An 18,496-nucleotide genomic window follows, 5' to 3' on the forward strand; every position below is an offset into this window, starting at 1 on the left:
GTTCGCGAACGCGCCGCGCTTACTTCGCGGTCTTACGCGCGGCGCTCTTGCGCGCGGGCTTCTTGACGGCCGGCGCGGCTACTTCTTCTTCGTCCTCGTCGTCCATCGGCTCGCTCGGGCGCGCGCCCACGAAGCCCGTGCTGGCCGCGAGCTTCACGCGCACCGGCTTGTCGCCCCAGATTTCCTCGAGGTTGTAGTACTGGCGCAGCGCGGGCTGGAGGATGTGGACGACCGCGTCGCCGCAATCCACTAGCACCCATTCGCCGATGTCCTCGCCTTCCGTGCTGACGATGTCGCCGCCGGCTTCCTTGACCTTCTCGCGCACGCTGTTGGCGAGCGCCTTGGTCTGGCGGTTCGAGGTGCCGCTCGCGACGACCACGCGGTCGAACAGCTCGGTCAGATGGCTCGTGTTGAAGACGCGGATGTCCTGGGCCTTGACGTCTTCGAGACCGTCGACGATGGCGCGTTGAAGTTTGCGGATGTCCATAGTTACTCGTGTTGCAGATAGAGATGATGTTGAAGGATATAGTCCCACACGGCCGCGGGAAGCTTGTCGGCGGCGGTGCCGCGACGTTGCCCGCTTGCCACGCAGGCCGGCAGGTCGCGCCGGATTTCGGTCGCCGAAACGTCGAGCGCGAGCGTTTCGTCGACCAGCAGGTGACCGTGCGACGTGGTCGCAAGCGCGACAGCGCCGGCACGGCGCGCGGCGGCTTCGCGCGCAACTTCGGGCGGCAGCGCCGCAAAGCCGAAGCCGGGGCGGCTCGCCACGGCCAGATGCGCGAGCGCGAAAAGCTCGCGCCATTCGTGCCACGAATCGAGGTGCAGCAGTTGATCGGCGCCCATTAACAGCGTGAGCGCCGCTTGCGCGTTGCTGTCGCCGCCGTCGACGGCGCGCCGCGCGCGCCAGCGGCGCAGCGTTTCGACCGTGTAGGTCGGGCCGTTGTGCCCGATTTCGTCGGCGTCCACCGTCACCGTCACGCCCGGTAGCGCGAGCGAGGCAGCGGCGGCACGCGTCATGGCGAGCCGATGCTGCGCCGCGGTCACGCCCGGCTTCTGCCACGGTTGCCCGGCGGGCAGCAGGATCAGCTCGTTCAGGCCCAGCACGCGCGCAAAATGGCGCGCGAGCGCGAGGTGGCCCTCGTGGATCGGATCGAAGGTGCCGCCGAGCAGCCCGACGCGCCGTGCGAGCGCGTTGGGCGGGACGGTGAAAGCTTGCGTCACGGCGTCAGACCCAGTCGCGCACGGGCAGGAAGTCGCTGTAGAGGCGCGCTTCCGGCGTGCCCGGCCGTGGCTGCCAGTCGTAGCGCCAGGTGGCGGCCGGCGGCATCGACATGAGGATCGATTCCGTGCGGCCGCCGCTTTGCAGGCCGAAATGCGTGCCGCGGTCGCAGACCAGATTGAATTCGACGTAGCGGCCGCGCCGGTACGCCTGGAACTCGCGTTCGGCTTCGCCGTAGGGCGTCGCCCGGCGCTTTTCGATGATCGGCAGATACGCCTTCAGGAAGCCGTCGCCCACGCTGCGGAGCATGGCGAACGCCTCGTCGAAGCCGCCAGTGGCGTAGTCATCGAAGAAAATGCCGCCCACGCCGCGCGCTTCGTTGCGGTGCTTGAGGAAAAAGTACTCGTCGCACCAGCGCTTGAAGCGCGGGTACAGGTCTTCGCCATAGGGCGCGAGCGCGTCGCGGCACACGCCGTGAAAGTGCTGCGCGTCTTCCTCGAAGCCGTAAAAGGGCGTGAGGTCCATGCCGCCGCCGAACCAGAACACCGGCGCCTCGCCCGCCTTGGTGGCGAGCAGCATGCGCACGTTCATGTGCACGGTCGGGCAGTACGGATTGCGCGGATGCAGCACGAGCGACACGCCCATCGCCTCGAAGCCGCGGCCGTTCAGTTCGGGGCGCGCCGCCGTTGCCGAGGGCGGCAGGGCGTCGCCGGAAACGTCGGAAAAGCCGATGCCCCCGCGCTCGAAGAACTCGCCGCCTTCGATGATGCGCGTGCAACCGCCGCCGCGCAGCTTCTCGCCGGGGCCGCGTTGCCAGTTGTCGGTGGCGAACGGCTTGCCGTCGAAGGCGCCGAGCGTGTCGGCGATCTGCGTCTGCAGGCCGGCCAGCCAGGCGCGGACGGCGGCGCTGTCGGGGTAGGCGCGGTTAGGGGTGTCGGTCATCGATGGAATGGGGACGGCAGCGCACCGGCGCTGTAATCGGGTTATTCGTCGGGCTATGCGTTGGGTTACTCGGACAGACCGCCTGGCGCGGCCTGACACCGGCAGTGTAGCGCCGATTGGCGCGACGTCCGGCGCTAACGGCGGCCGCGCGGGCTGCCGGTCTGCGCGCACTTCGGACTGCTGCGCGGAGGTTGGCTTTTCGGCGCGCGAACCGGCCAGGCGAAAATGCCGTGAGCGCGCCTTTGCGCGGCGGCGCATGGCCGTTCGCTGCCTTTGGGGCCGCATCGTGGCGGCCCCGGCAAAGCACTGCGCTTATTGCTTGCGCCCCGCGGCGCGATAGCCGATGTCGTTGCGATACTGCATGCCGTCGAACGAGATGCGGTTCACGGTCTCGTACGCCACGTTCTGCGCGCTGCGCACCGAATCGGCGAGACCCACCACGCACAGCACGCGGCCGCCCGAGGTCACGAGCTTGCCGTCCACCATCTGCGTGCCCGCGTGGAACGTCACCGAATCGGCGGTTTCCGCGGGGATCTCGCTGATGCGGTCGCCCTTGCGCGGCGTGTCCGGATAGTTGTGCGCGGCGAGCACGACGCCGAGCGCCGTGCGGCGGTCCCACTCGAGCTCGACCTGGTTGAGCGTGCCGGCGATGGCGTGCTCCACGACCTTCGAGAAGTCGCCCTTCAGGCGCGCCATGATCGGCTGCGTTTCGGGGTCGCCCATGCGGCAGTTGAATTCGAGCGTCTTCGGGTTGCCCTGCGCGTCGATCATCAGACCGGCGTAGAGGAAGCCCGTGTAGCGGATGCCTTCCTTCTCCATGCCCGCCACGGTCGGCAGGATGATTTCGCGCATCACGCGTGCGTGCAGCTGCGGCGTGACGATCGGCGCGGGCGAGTAGGCGCCCATGCCGCCCGTGTTCGGGCCCTGGTCGCCGTCCTGCAGGCGCTTGTGGTCCTGGCTCGATGCGAGCGCGAGCACGTGCTTGCCGTCCACCATGACGATGAAGCTCGCTTCCTCGCCCGTGAGGAATTCCTCGATCACCACGCGCGCGCCGGCGTCGCCGAGCTTGTTGTCGGCGAGCATCATGTCGATGGCCTGGTGCGCCTCTTCCAGCGACATCGCCACGACCACGCCCTTGCCGGCAGCCAGGCCGTCGGCCTTGATGACGATGGGCGCGCCGTTCTTCTCGACGTAGGCGTGCGCCGCGGCGGCGTCCGAGAAGGTCTCGTAGGCCGCCGTCGGGATGTTGTGGCGTTTCATGAACGCCTTGGCGAAGTCCTTCGAGCTTTCGAGCTGCGCGGCTTCCTTCGACGGGCCGAACACCTTCAGGCCGCGCTGGCGGAACACGTTGACGATGCCCGCGGCGAGCGGCGCTTCGGGGCCGACCACCGTGAGGGCGACGCCTTCGCGCTCGGCGAAATCGGCGAGCTCGTGGATATCCGTGATGTCGACGTTGGCGAGCCGCTCGTCCTGCGCGGTGCCGCCGTTACCGGGTGCGACGTAGACGAGCTGCACGCGCGGCGACTGCGCGAGCTTCCACGCCAGCGCATGTTCGCGGCCGCCAGAACCGACGACGAGTAACTTCATGAGAATCCCCGAGAGACCAAGACCAGAAACAGTTGCGGCCGGCGCGCAGTGCGCCGGCCGTGAAAATCGCGAGCAGGAGGCGGGGCCAAAGCAGACCTCGACGCGGCCTCCCGGGCCGACGCCTTATTCCTCGGCGATCGACGCGTTGGTGTACACATCCTGGACGTCGTCCAGGTTTTCGAGAGCGTCGAGCAGTTTTTGCATCTTCACGGCGTCGTCGCCCGTGAATTCGACCTCGTTTTGCGGCTTCATGGTGACTTCGGCCATTTCGGCCTTGAAGCCCGCGGCTTCGAGGGCGGTCTTTACCTTCGTGAAGTCGAACGGCGGACAGACCACTTCGATCGAACCGTCGTCGTTCGTCACGACGTCGTCGGCGCCCGCTTCGAGCGCGGCGTTCATGAGCTCGTCTTCGGGCGTGCCCGGCGCGAACACGAACTGGCCGACGTGATCGAACATGAACGCAACCGAGCCGTCCGTGCCCATGTTGCCGCCGAACTTCGAGAACGCGTGGCGCACTTCCGCGACCGTGCGGGTGCGGTTGTCGGTCATCGTGTCGACGATGACGGCCGCGCCGCCGATGCCGTAGCCTTCGTAGCGGATTTCCTCGTAGTTCGCGCCATCGACGCCACCCACACCGCGCTGGATGGCGCGGTTGATGTTGTCCTTGGGCATGTTGGCGTCGTACGCCTTGTCCACAGCCAGACGCAGGCGCGGGTTCGTATCGGCATCGCCGCCGCCCATGCGCGCCGCGACCTGGATTTCCTTGATGAGCCGCGTCCAGACCTTGCCGCGCTTCGCGTCAGCAGCAGCCTTCTTGTGCTTGATGTTGGCCCATTTCGAATGACCCGCCATACCTTTCTCCGTCTCACGCGCCATGCGCGTGCAGTGTGCAATGTGCTGTTGTCGTTGCGATGTTCCCGGGTGCGGCCTTCGCGCGTCGTTCGCGCGGCGCGCGTGATTTTCGCGCGTGCCTCGCGCGTCATGCCCGCGCAGCACGATGTGCCGGCAGGACGGGACGCAGCCCCCGTTCAGGTGGATCTGAATTTTATCACGCCGGGACCGACCGGCTTCGCCTGCCTTCGTAACGCAACGCCAGACGATTGCCGCTTACGCCGGCCGCTGAGGGCGCTAAGGGGGCAGGATCGGGTGTGCCCGCGCAAGGCGGGGATGGGGCGAGGGCGGCCCGTTTTCCCCGGCCGCCCCTGAACAACCGCGGCGCGGCGGTTAGTTCTTCGTGCCGAAGAGCCGGTCGCCGGCGTCACCGAGGCCCGGAATGATGTAGGCGTGCTCGTTCAGATGCGAATCGAGCGACGCCACGTAGAGCTTCACGTCCGGGTGCGCCTTCTGGAACACGTCGACGCCTTCGGGCGCGGCCACCAGCGCGAGGAACAGGATGCGCTCGCCGGACACGCCGCGGCGCTTGAGCACGTCGATGGCGTGCGCCGCCGAGTAGCCCGTCGCGACCATCGGATCGCAGAGGATGAAGGTGCGGTCCTCGAGGTCGGGCAGCCGCACGAGATACTCGACCGGGCGATGGTCGTCGGCGCGATACACGCCGATATGGCCGACGCGCGCGGACGGCACCAGCTCGAGCAGGCCGTCGGACATGCCCACGCCCGCGCGCAGCACCGGCACGATGGCGAGCTTCTTGCCCGCGATCACCGGCGCATCGATTTCGACGAGCGGCGTTTGCACGCGGCGCGACGCGACCGGCAAGTCGCGCGTGATTTCATAGCCCATCAGCAGCGTGATCTCGCGCAGCAGCTCGCGGAACGTGCGCGTGGACGTGTCCTTGTCGCGCATATGCGTGAGCTTGTGCTGGATCAGCGGGTGATCGAGGATGAAGAGATTCGGGAAACGGCTGTCCTGTTTCATGGCGGGGCGCACAAGGCTGCAAGGGAATCGGAGAAGCGGTCGTGCCGTTGCCGCGCGAGCCCGAAGCTCACGCCCGGGTTGCGCGGTGGCGGCGAGCACGGCCCGCCGCGCGGCAAGCGCTCAAGGCTTGCGAGGGCGCCGGGCCGCGCTACAGGCGCAAGTATACGGTAAGCATGCACCCATCGGCGCGCGCATGGCGCGTGGCGAGGCGACTTCGCTCACCGGTTGCCGGGTCCCGCGCCAGCGGCCTTCCACGCGTCGCGCCCGATTCTTCTAGAATCCCAAAAAGGTCGCAGGGCGGCGCGGCGCAAGGCCTGGCCGTGTCCGCCCTGTCACAGGACGGTCATCCACGCAAAAAGGACACAAAAACGATGGACATGGGCATCGCAGGACGCAACGCGCTGGTGTGCGCGGCCAGCAAGGGACTTGGGCGCGGCTGCGCCGAGGCGCTCGCCGCCGAAGGCGTCAACGTGACGATCGTCGCGCGCACCGCGCAGACACTGGAGGAAACCGCCGCGCAGATCCGCAAGAGCACGGGCGTGGACGTCAAGGCGGTGGCCTGCGACATCACGACCGAAGCGGGCCGGGCCGCCGCGCTTGCGGCGTGTCCGTCGCCGGACATTCTGGTGAACAACGCGGGCGGCCCGCCACCGGGCGACTTCCGCAAGTACACCCACGAGGCGTGGATCGCGGCGCTCGAAGCGAACATGCTCACGCCGATCGCGCTGATCCAGTCCACCATCGACGCCATGATCGCGCGCGGCTTCGGGCGCATCGTCAACATCACGAGTTCCTCGGTGAAGGCGCCGATCGACGTGCTCGGCCTCTCGAACGGCGCGCGCTCGGGGCTCACGGGCTTCGTCGCGGGCGTGGCGCGCCAGGTCGCGGCCACCGGCGTCACGATCAACAACCTGCTGCCGGGCGCGTTCGACACCGACCGCATCCAGGCCACCATCGTCGCGCAGGCGAAGGCGAGCCAGATTTCGGAAGAAGAAGCGCGTGCGCGCCGCATGAAGTCGATTCCGGCCGGACGTTTCGGCACGCCCGAGGAATTCGGCCGCGCCTGCGCGTTCCTGTGCAGCGTGCACGCGGGCTATATCACCGGGCAGAACTGGCTGATCGACGGCGGGGCCTATCCCGGCACCTACTGATATCGAGTCAGCGTTGGGCAGCCGCGGCGCCGCCACCACGACACGCAGCACGACACGCATCACGACAATTACGCACGCAAACCCCACGTCAAGGAGACTTACGCCATGCCAACCCGCGTCGCACTGATCGCGCACGACCACAAGAAGGATGACATCGTCAAGCTGGCGACCGAATACGTCGATACGCTGCGCCACTGCGAGATCATCGCGACCGGCACGACCGGCTCGCGCATCGAGGCCGCGACGGGCGTGAACGTCGAGCGCATGCTCTCGGGCCCGCACGGCGGCGACCTGCAGATCGGCGCGCGGCTCGCGGAAGGCAACGTCGACATCGTGATCTTCCTGCGCGACCCGATGACTCCGCAGCCGCACGAACCCGACATCAACGCGCTCGTGCGCGCATGCGACGTGCACGACGTGCCGTGCGCGACGAACATCTCGACGGCGCGCATGCTGCTCGACGTGCTCACGCTGCGCCAGAAAAACGCGGTCTGAAGCCTGCCGCGTAGCCCGATTTCAGGAAACCAGCCAGGACAACACCAAGGAGACGTGATGACCAAGGCAATCCGATACGACAAGACCGGTGGCCCCGAAGTGATGAAGTGGGTGGATGTCGACGTGGGCGAGCCGGGCGAGGGCGAGGTGCGCCTGCGCCAGAGCGCGTGCGGCCTCAATTACATCGACGTGTACTTCCGCACGGGGCTCTATCCGCAGGCGCTGCCCGCCGGGCTCGGCATGGAGGCAGCCGGCGAGGTGACGGCGGTGGGCCGCGGCGTGAGCACGCTGAAGGTGGGCGACCGCGTGGCGTATGTCGCGCGCCCGCCGGGTGCCTACGCGCAGGAGCGCGTGCTGCGCGCCGACCAGTTGATCAAGCTGCCCGACGCGATCAGCGACGAAGCCGCCGCTTCGATCATGCTGCAGGGTCTTACGGCGCAATACCTGCTGCGTCGCACGTATCGCGTGCAGGCCGGCGACACCATCCTCATTCAGGCGGCGGCGGGCGGCGTGGGCCTGCTCGTGTGCCAGTGGGCGAAGGCGCTGGGCGCGACCGTGATCGGCACCGTGGGCTCGGACGAGAAGGCCGCGATCGCGAAGGCGCACGGCTGCGATCATCCGATCGTCTACACGCGCGAGGACTTCACGGCGCGCGTGCGCGAGATCACGAACGGCGCGGGCGTGCCCGTGGTGTACGACTCGATCGGCAAGGACACCTACACGAAATCGCTCGACTGTCTTGCGCCGCTCGGCATGTTCGTGAGCTTCGGCAATGCTTCGGGGCCGCTGCCGCCGATCGATTCGTCGGAGTTCGCCGGGCGCGGCTCGCTCTTCTTCACGCGCCCGACGCTCTTCACCTATATCGCGAAGCGCGCCGACTACGAAGCGATGGCCGCCGAGTTGTTCGACGTGGTGTCGTCGGGCAAGGTCAAGACGTCGATCAACCAGCGCTGCGCGCTCAAGGACGTCGGGCAGGCGCATGCCGACCTCGAAGCGCGCAAGACCACCGGTTCGACCGTGCTGATCCCGTGACCTGACACTTGATGCACCGCCGCGGCGCACGGGGCATGCCATCGGCGCTGGCGCATTGATCTGTTCTTTACGTTCCTTGACTCCGTCATGGAGCCCCAAAAGGCGCGCAACGCCAATGTTGCGCGCCTTTTTTCCTCGTGCGCCGTCTCGTGTTCTCGCCCGCGTTTACGCGCTTTTTATACGCGCGCCAAAACCTTTGATCCGGATTTAATGCCTTAGCGGGTAACTTTCTGCCATCCGTCATCCGCGAATGGAGAACACGACAATGGATGTGCTGTATATCGGGGGGCTGGTGGTTTTCGCCGCGCTCACATACGCGTTGATCGCGGGCTGCGAGAAGCTCATGCAGTACCGCCGCGATCAAGGTGCGAAGGGGGTGCGCCCATGACCTGGATCTTCTGGCTATCGGGGGCGGCAACGCTGTTGCTGTTCGTTTATCTCGTCCATGCGCTGCTGCGCGCGGAGGATATCGAATGAACGCCAACAATCTGCTCCAGGCGGGGATTTTCCTCGTCGTTCTGCTCGCGCTCGCGGTGCCCGTATCGGGCTACATGACGCGCGTGCTCGACGGGCGCTCGCGCGTCGTGCGTCTCTTTGCGCCGCTCGAAAACTTCCTCTATCGCATTGCCGGCGTCGATCCGCAGGCCGAGATGAACTGGAAGCGCTATGCGCTCGCCACCATCTCGTTCAACGTGCTCGGCGTGGGCTTTCTCTATGTGCTGCTGCGCATTCAGGGCTGGCTGCCCGGCAACCCGCAGCAGTTCGGTGCGATGACGGTGGACGGCGCGTTCAACACGGCCGTGAGTTTCGTCACCAACACCAACTGGCAGGACTACACGCCCGAGCAAACGGTGAGCTATCTCACGCAGATGCTCGGCCTCACCGTGCAGAACTTCCTGTCGGCGGCGACGGGCATCGTGGTTGTGATCGCGCTGATTCGCGGCTTTGCGCGCCACTCGGTGCAGACCATCGGCAACTTCTGGGTCGACCTCACGCGCACGACGCTCTACATCCTCGTGCCGATGTCGGCGATCATCGCTGCGCTCCTGATGAGCCAGGGCATGATCCAGAACTTCAAGGCGTATCAGGACGTGCCGGTGCTGCAAACCACGACCTACGCCGCGCCGAAGCTCGACGCCCAGGGCAACCCGGTGAAGGACGCGAAGGGCAATCCTGAAACGGTGGACACGAAGGTCACGTCGCAGACGCTCGCCATGGGTCCGGTCGCCTCGCAGGTCGCGATCAAGATGCTCGGCACCAACGGCGGCGGCTTCTTCAACGCGAACTCGGCGCATCCGTACGAGAACCCCACGCCGGCCTCGAACGTCATCGAAATGTTGGCGATCCTGATCATTCCGGCCGCGCTGTGTCTCGTGTTCGGCAACGTGGTGGGCGACCGCAGGCAGGGCGTCGCGGTGCTCGCGGTGATGACGGTGGCGTTCGCCGTGGCCGTGGGCGGCGTGCTGTCCGCCGAGCAGTCGGGCAATCCGATGTTCACGACGCTCAACGTCGACCAGCACGCCAGCGCGCTGCAGGCCGGCGGCAACATGGAAGGCAAGGAAACGCGCTTTGGCATCGCGCAGACGGGCATCTTCGTGGTCGCGACCACGGCGGCTTCGTGCGGCGCCGTGAACGCTGCACACGACTCGCTCACGCCGCTTGGCGGTCTCGTTCCGATGCTCTTCATCCAGCTCGGCGAGGTGATCTTCGGCGGTGTCGGTTCGGGTCTCTACGGCATGCTCGTATTCGCGCTGCTCGCGGTGTTCGTGGCGGGGCTCATGATCGGCCGCACGCCGGAATATGTCGGCAAGAAGATCGAGTCGTTCGAAATGAAGATGGTGTCGATCGTCGTGCTGCTCACGCCGCTGCTCGTGCTGGTCGGCACCTCGATCGCGGTGCTCGCCGACGCGGGCAAGGCCGGTATCGCCAATCCGGGCGCGCATGGCTTCTCCGAGATCCTGTATGCGTTCAGCTCGGCCGCCAACAACAACGGCAGCGCGTTCGCAGGCCTGACCGTGAACACGCCGTTCTATAACTGGCTGCTCGCCATTGCGATGTGGTTCGGCCGCTTCGGCACCATCATTCCGGTGCTCGCCATCGCGGGTTCGCTCGCAAGCAAGAAGCGTATTGCGGTAACGGGCGGCACGCTGCCCACGCATGGTCCGCTCTTCGTCGTGCTGCTGCTCGGCACGGTGCTGCTGGTCGGTGCGCTCACCTATGTGCCCGCGCTCGCGCTCGGTCCCGGTGTCGAGCATCTGATCATGATGGGCGTGCATTGAACGGGGGCCTTCGCAACATGAGCGAAACGAAAATGAATCAGCATAGTGCAACTCGGTCCATGTTCGATCCGGCGCTGGTGCGTCCGGCCATCGTGGACTCGTTCAGAAAACTCAATCCGCGCACGCAGTTGCGCAACCCGGTGATGTTCTGCGTCTACGTGGGCAGCGTGCTCACGACGATCCTCTGGGTCGCGGCGCTGGTGGGCCAGGCCGAAGCGCCCGCGGGTTTCATCCTCGCGGTCGCGCTCTGGCTGTGGTTCACGGTGCTGTTCGCGAACTTCGCGGAAGCGCTCGCCGAAGGTCGCTCGAAGGCGCAGGCAGCGTCGCTGCGCCAGGCCAAGAAAGACGTCATGGCCAAGAAGCTCAACGAGCCGCATCCGAAGGCGCCGATCCGCATCATGACGGCGTCCGACCTGCGTCGCGGCGACGTGGTGCTCGTCGAGACCGGCGACACCATTCCGGCGGACGGCGAAGTGATCGAAGGCGTGGCATCGGTGGACGAATCGGCCATCACGGGCGAATCGGCGCCGGTGATCCGCGAGTCGGGCGGTGACTTTTCTTCGGTGACGGGTGGCACGCGCGTGCTCTCCGACTGGATCGTCGTGCGCGTCACCGCGAACCCGGGCGAAGCGTTCCTCGACCGCATGATCGCGATGGTCGAAGGCGCGAAGCGCCAGAAAACGCCGAACGAAATCGCGCTCACGATCCTGCTCGTTGCTCTGAGCATCGTGCTGCTGCTCGCCACCGCGACGCTGCTGCCGTTCTCGATGTTCTCGGTCGATGCCGCGAAGATGGGCCACGTGGTCACGATCACGGCGCTCGTGGCGCTGCTCGTCTGCCTGATTCCGACGACCATCGGCGGTCTGCTTTCGGCGATCGGCGTGGCCGGCATGAGCCGCATGATGCAGGCCAACGTGATCGCGACTTCGGGGCGCGCGGTGGAAGCCGCCGGCGACGTGGACGTGCTGCTGCTCGACAAGACCGGCACGATCACGCTCGGCAATCGTCAGGCGTCGATGTTCCTGCCGGCGCCCGGCGTGACCGAAGAAGTGCTCGCCGACGCCGCGCAGCTCTCGTCGCTCGCCGACGAAACGCCGGAAGGCCGCAGCATCGTCGTGCTCGCGAAGCAGCGCTTCAACATTCGCCAGCGCGATATGCACTCGCTGCACGCTGAGTTCCTCGCTTTCAGCGCCCAAACGCGCATGAGCGGTGTGGACATGCCCGGCCGCGAGATCCGCAAGGGTGCCGCCGATGCCGTGAAGAACTACGTTCAAGCGCACGGCGGCCGTTTCCCCGGCGAAGTCGAAAACGCCGTGGACGATGTGGCACGCCGCGGCAGCACGCCGCTCGTGGTCGCCGAGTTGCATGACGGCATCGCGCGCGTGCTCGGCGTGATCGAGCTGAAGGACGTGGTGAAGGGCGGTATCAAGGAGCGTTTTGCCGAGCTGCGCAAGATGGGCATCAAGACCGTGATGGTGACGGGCGACAACCGCCTGACCGCCGCCGCGATCGCCGCCGAAGCCGGCGTGGATGACTTCCTCGCGCAGGCCACGCCTGAAACCAAGCTCGCGACCATTCGTGAGCACCAGGCGCAAGGCAAGCTCGTGGCGATGACGGGCGACGGCACCAACGACGCCCCGGCGCTCGCGCAGGCCGACGTGGCCGTGGCGATGAACACGGGTACCCAGGCCGCGAAGGAAGCGGGCAACATGGTCGACCTCGACTCGAACCCGACCAAGCTCATCGAGATCGTCGAGATCGGCAAGCAGATGCTCATGACGCGCGGCTCGCTCACGACGTTCTCGATCGCCAACGACGTCGCGAAGTACTTCGCGATCATTCCGGCGGCGTTCGCCTCGACCTATCCGCAACTGCGCGTGCTCGACGTGATGCATCTGACGTCGCCGTCGTCGGCGATCCTCTCGGCGGTGATCTTCAACGCGCTCATCATCGTGATGCTGATTCCGCTCGCGCTCAAGGGCGTGAAGTACCGTCCGCTCGGCGCCGCGACGCTGCTGCGCCGCAATCTGCTGATCTACGGCCTCGGCGGCATTCTTCTGCCGTTCCCGTGCATCAAGCTGATCGACATGGTGCTCGCCGCGTTCGGCTGGGTTTGATCCGCGCCGACCTACACGGATAGATACATAGGAAGCCAAAATGAAATCGCAGTTTCGTCCTCTGATCGTGATCTTCGCCGTACTGACGGTCATCACCGGCCTCGTGTATCCGGCCGTGATGACCGCGTTCGGCCAGGCCGCGTTCCATCACCAGGCCAACGGCAGTCTCGTCGAAGTTGACGGCAAGGTGGTGGGCAGCTCGCTCATCGGCCAGCAGTTCGACGCACCCCAGTACTTCTGGGGCCGTCTGTCGGCCACCTCGCCGATGCCGTACAACGCGACGAGCTCGGGTGCCTCGAACCTCGGGCCGACCAACCCGGCGCTCGCCGACGAGATCAAAGGCCGCACCGCCGCCCTCAAGGCCGCGGGCACCGATGTCTCGCAGCCCATTCCGGCCGACCTCGTGACGTCGTCGGGCAGCGGGCTCGATCCCGAGATCTCGCCGGCCGCCGCCGCCTACCAGGTGGCGCGCGTGGCGCAGGCGCGCCATATGAGCCCGAGCGACGTGCAGACGCTCGTGGAGCGTCATACGAGAGGTCGCCAGTTCGGCCTCTTTGGCGAGCCGCGTGTGAACGTACTCGAGTTGAACCTCGCGCTCGACGGCAAAGAGGTTAGCTGAGCGGGAACGTTGAGCCGCACCGCACGCTCGACGCCTGGCGCGTCGAGCGTGCGGTTTGCCATTTCCGCGCCACGGTGAGACGATCTTTCGTGCGCCAGGTGCCACCCACGAGAAACTCATCCCGACTTCCGCATGAACCGCCCCGATCCCGACGAACTGCTCGACCGGCTGCAGCGCGACGAAGAAAAACGCCGCCGCGGCAAGCTGAAGATCTTCTTCGGCGCGTCAGCCGGCGTTGGCAAGACCTATGCAATGCTGCAGGCCGCGCGCCGCCGCGCCGAGGAAGGCGTGGACGTGGTGGTCGGCATCGTCGAGACGCATGGGCGCAGCGAGACCGCCGCGCTCACCGCCGGCCTCGAAGTGATGCCGCGCCAGCGCATTGCCTACCGCGGGCGACTGCTCGAAGAGTTCGATCTCGACGCCGCGCTCGAACGCAAGCCGCAGCTCGTGCTCGTCGACGAACTGGCGCACTCGAATGTGGCCGGCGCGCGCCACATGAAGCGCTGGCAGGACGTGTACGAACTGCTCGACGCGGGCATCGACGTCTACACGACCGTCAATGTGCAGCACCTCGAAAGTCTCAACGACGTAGTGGGGCAGATCACGGGCATTCGCGTCTGGGAAACCGTGCCCGACCGTGTGTTCGACCGCGCCGACGAAGTCACGCTCGTCGACCTGCCCGCCGAAGAACTGCTCGACCGCATGCGCGACGGCAAGGTCTACATGCCGGCGCAGGCCGAGCGCGCGGTGCGCAACTTCTTTCGCAAGGGCAACCTGATCGCGCTGCGCGAACTTGCGCTGCGCCGCACCGCCGATCGCGTGGACGCGCAGATGCGCGAGTATCGTGCCGACCGCTCGATCCAGCATGTGTGGCAGGCGCGCGAGCGGCTCGTCGTCTGCGTGGGGCCGGGGCCCGAGGCGAACGCGCTGGTGCGCGCCGCGGCGCGGCTCGCCGCGAGCCTGAAGGCCGACTGGATCGCCGTGTACGTGGAGACGCCGAAGCTCCAGCGTCTGCCCGATGCCGTACGCGAGCGCACGCTCGGCGCGCTCAAGCTCGCCTCCGAACTCGGCGCCGAAACGGCGACGCTCGCGGGCGAGGACGCCGCGACCACGCTGGTCGGCTACGCGCGGCTGCGCAATGTCTCGAAGCTCGTGGCGGGCGGCTCGCTGCGCACGGGCTTGTCACGCTGGGTGAAGCGCCCGTTCGGCGAGCGCCTAGCCGAAAAAGCCGGCGATGTCGATCTCACGCTTGTGCGCGCGAGCGCGGGCGAAGCCGTGCGCGGGGGCAGCGAGCCCGGAGGCGCGGCCAGTGCCGCCACGCGCGCTGCGAACGCCTGGCGCGATGCGCTTGCGGCAGGGGGCGCCGAACGCTCGCCCCCGCGCGCCTACGCGGCCGCGCTCGTGATCTGCGCCTGCGTGACGCTCGTCGCGAACCAGCTGATCGACCGCATCGACCTCGCGAATCTCGTCATGCTGTATCTGCTCGGCGTGATCTTCACGGCGACCAGGCTCGGGCGCGGGCCGGGCGTGATGCTCTCGTTTGCAAGCGTTGCGGCGTACGACTTTTTCTTCGTGCCGCCGCGCATGTCGTTCTCGGTCTCCGATACGCAATATCTGCTGACGTTCGTCGGCATGCTGCTCACTTCGCTCGTCATCAGCCATCTGACGTCGAGCCTGCGCCGCGAGGCGAGCGTCGCGCAGCGGCGCGAACAGCGCACCGGCGCGATGTACGCGATGGCGCGCGAGCTGGCCGCGGCGCTCACCACGGAGCAGATCGTCGCGATCGGCAGCCGCCACGTGAGCGAGGTGTTCGGCGCGCGCGTGGCGCTGCTGCTGCCGGATAGCGCCGACAAGGTGCAGCAGAAGATCGAGGAGCCCGATCCGAAGATCATGCTCGACGGCGAAAACGTCGACATCGACGTGGGCCAGTGGGTGTACGACCAGCAAAAGCCGGCGGGCAGCGGCACCGACACGCTGCCAGCGGCTGTCGCGCGCTACTTGCCCCTCAAAGCGCCGATGCGCACGCGCGGCGTGCTCGCCGTCGTGACGCGCGACGCGCGCGAGCTGCAGGTGCCCGAGCAGCAGCGCATGCTCGACGCGTTCGCCGCGCAAATCGCGCTCGCGCTCGAACGCGTGCACTACGTGGACATCGCGCGCGACGCGCTCGTCAACATGGAGTCGGAGCGGCTGCGCAACTCGCTGCTCTCGGCCATCTCGCACGACCTGCGCACGCCGCTCACGACGATCGTCGGCTTCTCGTCGATGCTCGCGCAAACCCACGAGCCGGGGGATGCGCAGGATGCGCGCTCGGGCGAACTGATCGAGGCGATTCACGACGAGGCGCTGCGCATGACGGGCATCGTCACGAACCTGCTCGACATGGCGCGGCTGCAGGCGGGCAGCCTCAATCTCAATCGTCAGTGGACGCTGCTCGAGGAAACCGTGGGCGCCGCGCTCGCCGCTTGCCGCCGCGTGCTCGCGCGCCACCCCGTGCGGGTGAAGCTGGAAGAGGGCTTGCCGCTGCTCCAGCTCGACGCCGTGCTGATGGAGCGTCTCTTCTCGAACCTGCTGGAGAATGCGGCCAAGTACACGCCGGCCGACGCGTCGCTCACCATCGCGGCGCGGCGCGTGGAGGAGGGCGGCCAGCCGTTTGTGCGCGTCTCGATCGAGGACAACGGGCCGGGTCTGCCGCCCGGCATGGGCGAGCGCGTGTTCGAGAAGTTCACGCGCGGCGAGAAGGAGTCGGCCAAGCCCGGCATCGGGCTCGGACTCGCCATCTGCCGCGCGATCGTGGAGGCGCACGGGGGTACAATCGGTGCAGCCAATCGCGTTGCCGCCGACGGCCATGTGCAAGGCGCGACGTTCTGGTTCGCGCTGCCCGTGGAGTCGCCGCCGCCGCTGCCCGCCGATGTGACCGATGCGCCAGAGGCACACGAAGCGCTCGAGCCGGTTGAGCCGGTTGAGGCCGCCGGCGACGCAGAACATGTGAGCGCCGCCGAACCTGTCAGAGGCGAATCCGTCCCGCGCATGGCCGCCCCTCAAGAAAACGTCGATCCCAAACCCGCAAATGAGTGACCCGAGCATCGCCGTCGTTCTAATCGAAGACGAAAAACAGATTCGCCGATTCGTGCGCGCAACGCTGGAGGGCGAGGGCATCGTCGTGCACGACGCCGAGACCGGCAAGCAGGGCCTCGTCGAGGCCGCCACGCGCAAGCCCGACCTCGTGATCGTCGACCTGGGCCTGCCCGACACCGACGGCCTCGACGTGATCCGCGAACTGCGCGGCTGGAGCGATCTGCCCGTGATCGTGCTTTCGGCCCGCACCCAGGAAAGCGAGAAGGTGGCCGCGCTCGACGCCGGCGCCGACGACTACCTCACGAAGCCGTTCGGCGTGTCCGAGCTGCTCGCGCGCATTCGCGCACAGCTGCGGCGGCGCAACCGCGGTGGCGCGAACGAGGCGCCGCAGGTGAGTTTCGGCGCCGTGAACGTCGATCTCGGCCTGCGCCAGGTCACGCGCGAAGGCGCGCCCGTGCATCTCACGCCGATCGAGTACCGCCTGCTCGCCACCCTCGTGCGCGACGCGGGGCGTGTGCTCACGCACCGGCAACTGCTGCGCGAGGTCTGGGGGCCGTCGCACGTGGAGAGCAGCCATTACCTGCGCATCTACATGGCGCATCTGCGGCAGAAATTGGAGCGCGATCCCGCACAGCCGGAGCACATCATCACGGAGACGGGCGTGGGGTACCGGCTGGTCGGCGTGCAGTAAGGCTGCACGGCGAGCCCTCACGGCGCGCCTGCACCGCGCTGGTGCTATCATTACGATTCTGTAAGGACGGCCTTGCAGATTTTGATGTCATCGGGGACGGCCCCATTTTTTCAAATGGAGCGTCCCTCATGTCCTGGTTTCTTCTTCTTGTCGCCGGCCTGCTCGAAGTGGCGTGGGCCGCCGGTCTCAAATCTTCCGAAGGATTCACGCGGCTCTGGCCCTCGGTGTTCACCGTGGTCACGGCCCTGGGCAGTTTCGTCCTGCTCGCCATGGCCATGCGTCAACTGCCGCTCGGCACCGCCTATGCGGTGTGGACGGGCATTGGCGCGGTCGGCGCGTTCGTGTTCGGCATCGTCATGATGGGCGAGGCCGTGAGCGCCGCGCGTGTGGCGAGCGCCGCGCTGATCGTGCTCGGCCTCATCGGACTCAAGCTTTCTTCGGCCGCCTGATCAAATTCGCTGCGCATACCTCGATGCCTATCCCGTGCCGCGGCCGCGCAACACCGCTGCGGCACCGCAGCGAGCGTGGCTATAATGGAACGGTCATAACCCGATAACACTCCGCGCCGCATGAGCGGCGAGCGTGTGCGCACAGCGCCTGCTCTCCCGCTTTGCGCGTGGAGCGCCGGCGCCCCGGCCGCGCCGCGCGAGGAGGCAGCCATGCTGGAACCACTTTCGCTAGCAGCGGGCCTGTCCTGGGGCAGCGGCCTGCGCCTCTATCTCACGGTGCTGATCGCCGGCGTATTGCAACGTCTCGGCCTGATTCACCTGCCTGACACGCTCGCCGTGCTCGCTTCGCCGTGGGTGATCGGCATCGCCGCCGCGCTCACGGTGCTCGAATTCCTCGCCGACAAGATTCCCGCGTTCGATTCGCTCTGGGACGCGGTGCATACCTTCATCCGCATTCCGGCCGGGGCCGTGCTCGCGGCCGGCGCGCTCGGCCATGCCGATCCGGCGCTGTTGACCGTCGCCGCGCTGGCGGGCGGCACGCTCGCGGGCACGGCGCATCTCGCCAAGGCGGGCACCCGCGCGCTCATCAATCTGTCGCCTGAGCCGGTGTCGAACGTCGTCGCATCGAGCGCCGAAGACGGCATGACCTTCGTCGGCGTGCTGCTCGCGCTCTTCGTGCCGCTGCTCTTCCTCGTCATGCTCGTGGCGTTTCTCGTGCTCGCGGCCTGGGCGCTGCCGCGCCTATGGCGCGGCGTGCAGGGCGGTTTTCGCGGCATGGCGACGCACATGGTTTCGCGGCTTTCGCTGCGGGGTCGTCACGATTGAGCGGCGGCGCGCCTTCTTCCTCCAACGCCAGGCCTCCGCGCAGCGAAGGCGGCCCAGGGTTCGTGCAGGCTGAGCCGCCGGGTGCGGCTGGTGGCCCGGGCGGCCCGGGTAGCACGGACGGCCCGCGCGCACCGGTGGCC

18 protein-coding genes are annotated in these 18,496 nt (G+C 67.3%); 12 read left to right on the forward strand and 6 right to left on the reverse strand.

The window, feature by feature from the left end; all coding sequences use genetic code 11:
• Positions 1-19 precede the first annotated feature (19 nt).
• The 6 genes from rsfS to upp form a co-directional block, all read right to left on the reverse strand.
• Positions 20-487 (reverse strand): ribosome silencing factor, encoded by a 468-nt coding sequence (gene rsfS / locus AB4Y42_RS28195; protein WP_368690863.1) that lies wholly within the window; start codon positions 485-487, stop codon positions 20-22.
• Positions 488-489: 2 nt separating this feature from the next.
• Positions 490-1,221: a nicotinate-nucleotide adenylyltransferase gene (locus AB4Y42_RS28200; protein WP_368695982.1), complete on the reverse strand. Its 732-nt coding sequence runs from the start codon at positions 1,219-1,221 to the stop codon at positions 490-492.
• Between the two features lie 4 nt (positions 1,222-1,225).
• Positions 1,226-2,161 (reverse strand): oxygen-dependent coproporphyrinogen oxidase, encoded by a 936-nt coding sequence (gene hemF, locus AB4Y42_RS28205; protein WP_368690861.1) that lies wholly within the window; start codon positions 2,159-2,161, stop codon positions 1,226-1,228.
• Between the two features lie 312 nt (positions 2,162-2,473).
• The gene (gene purD, locus AB4Y42_RS28210) at positions 2,474-3,748 is read right to left on the reverse strand and encodes a phosphoribosylamine--glycine ligase (RefSeq protein ID WP_368695983.1); all 1,275 of its coding nucleotides are present in this window, start codon (positions 3,746-3,748) and stop codon (positions 2,474-2,476) included.
• A gap of 123 nt (positions 3,749-3,871) precedes the next feature.
• Entirely contained in the window at positions 3,872-4,600 is a 729-nt protein-coding gene (locus AB4Y42_RS28215; protein ID WP_069265309.1) for a YebC/PmpR family DNA-binding transcriptional regulator, read from the reverse strand.
• A gap of 372 nt (positions 4,601-4,972) precedes the next feature.
• Positions 4,973-5,623 carry a uracil phosphoribosyltransferase gene (gene upp, locus AB4Y42_RS28220; protein ID WP_342921021.1) on the reverse strand — a complete coding sequence of 217 codons (651 nt, stop codon included), beginning with the start codon at positions 5,621-5,623 and terminating at the stop codon, positions 4,973-4,975.
• 371 nt (positions 5,624-5,994) lie between these two features.
• Between upp and AB4Y42_RS28225 the strand changes: the two genes are divergently transcribed.
• From AB4Y42_RS28225 to AB4Y42_RS28280, 12 genes are all read left to right on the forward strand, one after another.
• The gene (locus AB4Y42_RS28225) at positions 5,995-6,774 is read left to right on the forward strand and encodes an SDR family oxidoreductase (RefSeq protein ID WP_368690859.1); all 780 of its coding nucleotides are present in this window, start codon (positions 5,995-5,997) and stop codon (positions 6,772-6,774) included.
• A 105-nt stretch (positions 6,775-6,879) separates the two neighbouring features.
• Positions 6,880-7,269: a methylglyoxal synthase gene (locus tag AB4Y42_RS28230; RefSeq protein WP_321929849.1), complete on the forward strand. Its 390-nt coding sequence runs from the start codon at positions 6,880-6,882 to the stop codon at positions 7,267-7,269.
• Positions 7,270-7,326: 57 nt separating this feature from the next.
• Positions 7,327-8,301: a quinone oxidoreductase gene (locus AB4Y42_RS28235; protein ID WP_368695984.1), complete on the forward strand. Its 975-nt coding sequence runs from the start codon at positions 7,327-7,329 to the stop codon at positions 8,299-8,301.
• Positions 8,302-8,566: 265 nt separating this feature from the next.
• A complete protein-coding gene (locus tag AB4Y42_RS28240; RefSeq protein ID WP_069265305.1) occupies positions 8,567-8,689 on the forward strand; it encodes a potassium ABC transporter ATPase in 123 nt (40 codons plus the stop codon).
• Complete coding sequence (kdpF, locus tag AB4Y42_RS28245; protein ID WP_027819619.1) at positions 8,686-8,778, forward strand: K(+)-transporting ATPase subunit F; 93 nt, start codon at positions 8,686-8,688, stop codon at positions 8,776-8,778. Before AB4Y42_RS28240 ends, kdpF begins: the two co-directional genes overlap by 4 nt.
• Positions 8,775-10,580, forward strand: a complete 1,806-nt coding sequence (gene kdpA, locus AB4Y42_RS28250; protein WP_368690857.1) for a potassium-transporting ATPase subunit KdpA — start codon at positions 8,775-8,777, stop codon at positions 10,578-10,580. Before kdpF ends, kdpA begins: the two co-directional genes overlap by 4 nt.
• 32 nt (positions 10,581-10,612) lie before the next feature.
• Positions 10,613-12,697: a potassium-transporting ATPase subunit KdpB gene (gene kdpB / locus AB4Y42_RS28255; protein ID WP_133182050.1), complete on the forward strand. Its 2,085-nt coding sequence runs from the start codon at positions 10,613-10,615 to the stop codon at positions 12,695-12,697.
• A gap of 40 nt (positions 12,698-12,737) precedes the next feature.
• Entirely contained in the window at positions 12,738-13,316 is a 579-nt protein-coding gene (gene kdpC, locus AB4Y42_RS28260) for a potassium-transporting ATPase subunit KdpC (protein WP_368695985.1), read from the forward strand.
• Positions 13,317-13,448: 132 nt separating this feature from the next.
• Positions 13,449-16,391, forward strand: a complete 2,943-nt coding sequence (locus AB4Y42_RS28265; protein WP_368695986.1) for a DUF4118 domain-containing protein — start codon at positions 13,449-13,451, stop codon at positions 16,389-16,391.
• Positions 16,384-17,082 (forward strand): two-component system response regulator KdpE, encoded by a 699-nt coding sequence (gene kdpE / locus AB4Y42_RS28270; protein ID WP_028205706.1) that lies wholly within the window; start codon positions 16,384-16,386, stop codon positions 17,080-17,082. The genes AB4Y42_RS28265 and kdpE overlap by 8 nt, the downstream gene beginning before the upstream one ends.
• A 128-nt stretch (positions 17,083-17,210) precedes the next feature.
• Positions 17,211-17,531 (forward strand): quaternary ammonium compound efflux SMR transporter SugE, encoded by a 321-nt coding sequence (sugE, locus tag AB4Y42_RS28275; protein ID WP_028205705.1) that lies wholly within the window; start codon positions 17,211-17,213, stop codon positions 17,529-17,531.
• Positions 17,532-17,741: 210 nt separating this feature from the next.
• Complete coding sequence (locus AB4Y42_RS28280; protein ID WP_368690853.1) at positions 17,742-18,356, forward strand: DUF4126 domain-containing protein; 615 nt, start codon at positions 17,742-17,744, stop codon at positions 18,354-18,356.
• The last annotated feature ends 140 nt before the right edge of the window (positions 18,357-18,496 follow it).

The organism is Paraburkholderia sp. EG286B, from assembly GCF_040965655.1.
Classification (GTDB): Bacteria; Pseudomonadota; Gammaproteobacteria; order Burkholderiales; family Burkholderiaceae; genus Paraburkholderia.